Source organism: Roseateles sp., from assembly GCF_031397715.1.
Lineage (GTDB): Bacteria > Pseudomonadota > Gammaproteobacteria > Burkholderiales > Burkholderiaceae_C > Paucibacter_A.
Genome location: NZ_JANNMI010000054.1, coordinates 1 through 3,652 on the forward strand (window position 1 = coordinate 1; position 3,652 = coordinate 3,652).

The window sequence follows — 3,652 nt, forward strand, 5'->3', positions numbered from 1 at the left end:
CCGTCTTTGCGGGAATCGTTTGTCTCGAAACTTTCCCGGCGCAGCGAGTCCACCTTCAGGAGTCGCTCGGACTTCGCGCTGCCGTTTTGCAAATGGAGGAGGTTAAGCCCGACCTTGAAGAGAAGGCCGTATCCGGCACGCATCGAGGTCATCTACAACCATGTGATCCTGGTGCTGAAGGGCGTGTCCCTGCAGGTCAAGGAAGGCGCGGTGGTGGCCTTGCTGGGGGCAAACGGCGCCGGCAAGACGACCACGCTGCGGGCGGTCTCCAACTTGCTGGCGGGTGAGCGCGGCGCGGTCACCAAGGGCAGCATCGAGCTGCGCGGTGAGCGCATCGACAAGCTCACGACCGCTGCGATGGTGGGCCGCGGCGTGATCCAGGTGATGGAGGGGCGGCACTGCTTTGCCCACCTCAGCATCGAAGACAACCTGCTGACCGGCGCCTACACCCGCAAGGACGGCAAGGCCGCTGTGGCCGCCACGCTGGACAAGGTCTACACCTACTTCCCGCGCCTGAAGGCCAGGCGCAGCGCCTTAGCCGCCTACACCTCGGGCGGCGAGCAGCAGATGTGTGCGATTGGCCGCGCGCTGATGGCCAACCCGACCATGGTGCTGCTGGATGAGCCGTCGATGGGCTTGGCGCCGCAGATCGTTGAAGAAGTGTTCGAGATCGTCAAAGATCTGAATCAGCGCGAAGGCGTCAGCTTCTTGTTGGCCGAGCAGAACACCCATATGGCTTTGCGTTATGCCGACCACGGCTACATCCTCGAGAACGGCCGCGTCGTGCTGGACGGTGCCGCGGCGGCGCTGCGTGAAAACGAGGACGTCAAGGAGTTCTATCTGGGTTTAAGCGGCGGCGACGATGGCAGCCCGCGAAAGAGCTTCAAGGACGTGAAAAGCTATAAGCGCCGCAAGCGCTGGTTGGCTTGAAGGGCGCCTGCAGTGGAGATTGGCATGAACAAAAACTTCTGCGCAGCGCGGGACGCAGGCTTTTGCGACCCGTTGGAAATTGCCGATCCGGACGAGCGCGAGCGCGCCTTGATGGCCGCATTGCCGGCGCAGATTCAGCATGCCAAGGCGGCGGCACCGGCCTTTGCCGAGCTGTTCGCCGGCATTGACGCGGCCGGCGTGAACAGCCGCGCCGCCCTGGCGCGCTTGCCGGTCACGCGCAAGGCCGAGTTGCAGGCGCGCCAACAGCGCTTGCGATGCACCGATGCGTTTGGGGGCTACTCGGCGATCGGCTGGGCGGCGCGCGGCGGGCGCGGTGCCAAGCGGGTGTTCCAGTCGCCCGGCGGGGTTTACGAGCCGCAGGGGCAGGGGGCTGACTATTGGCGGGTGGCGCGGGCACTGTTTGCGGCCGGTGTGCGGGCCGGTGATTTGCTGCACAACAGCTTCAGTTATCACCTGACGCCGGCTGGCTCAATGATGGAGGGCGGCGCCCATGCGCTGGGCTGCACCGTCTTCCCGGCGGGCGTTGGCAATACCGAGCTGCAGCTGCAGGCGATCAATGACTTGCGCCCGCAAGCCTATGTGGGCACGCCGAGCTTTTTGAGGATCTTGCTTGAAAAGGCCACCGAGCTGGGCGTGCCGACGGCGTCCTTGAGCAAGGCACTGCTCAGCGGCGAGGCGTTCACGCCGTCCCTGCGTGACTGGTTTTTGGCCCGCGGCGTGGCGGCCTACCAATGCTATGCCAGCGCCGATCTGGGCCTGATTGCCTATGAGACCAGCGCGCGCGAGGGCCTGGTGCTGGCCGAAGGGCTGATCGTCGAGATCGTGCGGCCGGGCACGGCCGAGCCGCTGCCGGACGGCGAGGTGGGTGAGCTGGTCGTCACCAGCTTCAATCCGGACTACCCCTTGATTCGTTTTGGCACCGGCGATCTGTCGGCCGTCTTGCCGGGCCGCTGCCCGACCGGGCGCAGCAATACCCGCATCAAGGGCTGGCTGGGCCGCGCCGATCAGTCGGTCAAGGTGCGCGGCATGTTTGTCCATGCGGCCCAGGTGGCCGAGATCATGCGGCGCTTTCCGGCCCTGGGCCGGGCGCGCTTGGTGGTCGAGGGCGCGCTGGCGCAAGACCGCATGAGCTTGCACATCGAGGCCCAGGCCATGGCAGCCGTCGAGGGCCTGAGCGAGCAAATCGAGGCGACGATCCGCGAGGTCACCAAGCTGCGCAGCGAGGTCGTTTGGGCGGCACCCGGCAGCCTGGCCAATGATGGCTTGGTGATTGAGGACGCGCGCAGCTACCACTGAGATACCGGCGCGGCGGGCTTCGCGATGGCTTCGCTATAGTGCAGCTCGCCCCATTGGTGGCGGCACTCACAGCTTCAGCACTTTTCAATCAAGGCCCGCCCATGTCGATAGTTCAGAAAGCAAAAAAATCGCTCGCCATGAGCGCCAGTTCTTTGGTCTGTGCGGCTGCGCTTGCCTGCGCGCTGGCCCCGGGCCTGGCGCATGCCGATGAGGTCAGCGAAGTGCAGGCGCTGCTGGCCAATGGCAATTCGGCCGCGGGGCTGAAAAAGGTCGATGAGCTGCTGAAGGCCAAGCCCACCGACGCGCGGCTGCGCTTGCAGCGCGGCATCGCCCTGTCCTTGCTGGGGCGCAACCCGGAAGCGATTGAGGTGTTCAAGAAGTTGGTCGCGAGCCACCCCGAGATGCCCGGTCCTTACAATAATTTGGCCGTGCTCTATGCCAATCAGGGTGACTACGAGAAGGCCCGCGAGTCGCTGGAGAAGGCGGTCAAGGCCAATCCTGGCTATGCCACCGCGTATCAAAATCTGGGCGATATTCATGCGCGTTTGGCCGAGAAGGCCTATGCCAAATCGCTGTCACTGGACAAAGCGGATTTGACCTTGCCGCTGAAGATCGCGGCGGTGCAGAATATTTTTGAGCCCGGCGCGCCGGCGCGCACCAGTTCGCCGCAGCCGGCGCCAAGCCCTGTCACAAGCCCTGTCACAAGCCCAGTAAGCGCCGCAGTGGCTAAACCGGCAGCGCCCGCCCCAACGGCCAAGGTCGAAGCCCCGGTCAACGAGGCGCTGGCCGTTCAGAAGGCGCTTGAGGCCTGGGCGCAGGCCTGGAGCAAGCGCGATATCTGGGGCTATTTCGCCGCCTACAGCCCCGAGTTCAAGGGCCGGGCGGCCAGCCGCAAGGCCTGGGAGGCCGATCGCATCGCCCGCATCTCCAGCAAGAAAGAGATCAGCGTTGTGTTGAGCGATATCCAGGTCAAGCTCAGCGGCAACACCGCCACCGCCAGCTTCAAGCAGGACTACCGCGCCGACGCCTTGACGATGAAGAACGACAAGACCTTGACCCTGCAAAAGGGCAAAACCGGCGACTGGCAGATCTCGAGCGAAAGTTCTAACTGATCGAATCTACGGCGGGACGACTGAACGGTCGGCCCCGGCGCTGCGTCGTTATTTCCTAAAAAAGTGAGCAAAGCTATTGAATTGGCTGGTTTACCGGAAGTGATTTTTACCCGATGCTGCGCCCAGTCGCGAGCCTTCGGCTTGCAGCACAGCGCGGCCTGCTTGCCGAATGTCCTTGTTTGCCCCGCCCTATTTTGAAAGGCTTGTTTGTGAAACGTATCGCCTTGTTTTTATTGACCAACCTGGGCGTGATGCTGGTGCTGGGCCTGGTGGTCAATCTGCTGGGCCTGAAC

General features: G+C 63.9%; 3 protein-coding genes. All 3 read left to right on the forward strand.

The genetic code is table 11. The annotated features are described in order from the left end of the window. Positions 1-114 precede the first annotated feature (114 nt). The 3 genes from RMO57_RS02570 (at position 115) to RMO57_RS02580 (ending at position 3,359) form a co-directional block, all read left to right on the forward strand. The gene (locus RMO57_RS02570) at positions 115-930 is read left to right on the forward strand and encodes an ABC transporter ATP-binding protein (protein WP_310383919.1); all 816 of its coding nucleotides are present in this window, start codon (positions 115-117) and stop codon (positions 928-930) included. Positions 931-954: 24 nt separating this feature from the next. After that, positions 955-2,247, forward strand: coding sequence for a phenylacetate--CoA ligase family protein (locus tag RMO57_RS02575; RefSeq protein WP_414896364.1), 1,293 nt, complete (start codon positions 955-957; stop codon positions 2,245-2,247). A 137-nt stretch (positions 2,248-2,384) separates the two neighbouring features. Next, a complete protein-coding gene (locus RMO57_RS02580) occupies positions 2,385-3,359 on the forward strand; it encodes a tetratricopeptide repeat protein (protein WP_310383921.1) in 975 nt (324 codons plus the stop codon). The last annotated feature ends 293 nt before the right edge of the window (positions 3,360-3,652 follow it).

Coding starts and splice junctions, on each gene's coding strand:
- RMO57_RS02575 (WP_414896364.1), top strand. CDS start 955: ATGAACAAAAACTTCTGCGCAGCGCGGGACGCAGGCTTTTGCGACCCG.
- RMO57_RS02580 (WP_310383921.1), top strand. CDS start 2,385: ATGAGCGCCAGTTCTTTGGTCTGTGCGGCTGCGCTTGCCTGCGCGCTG.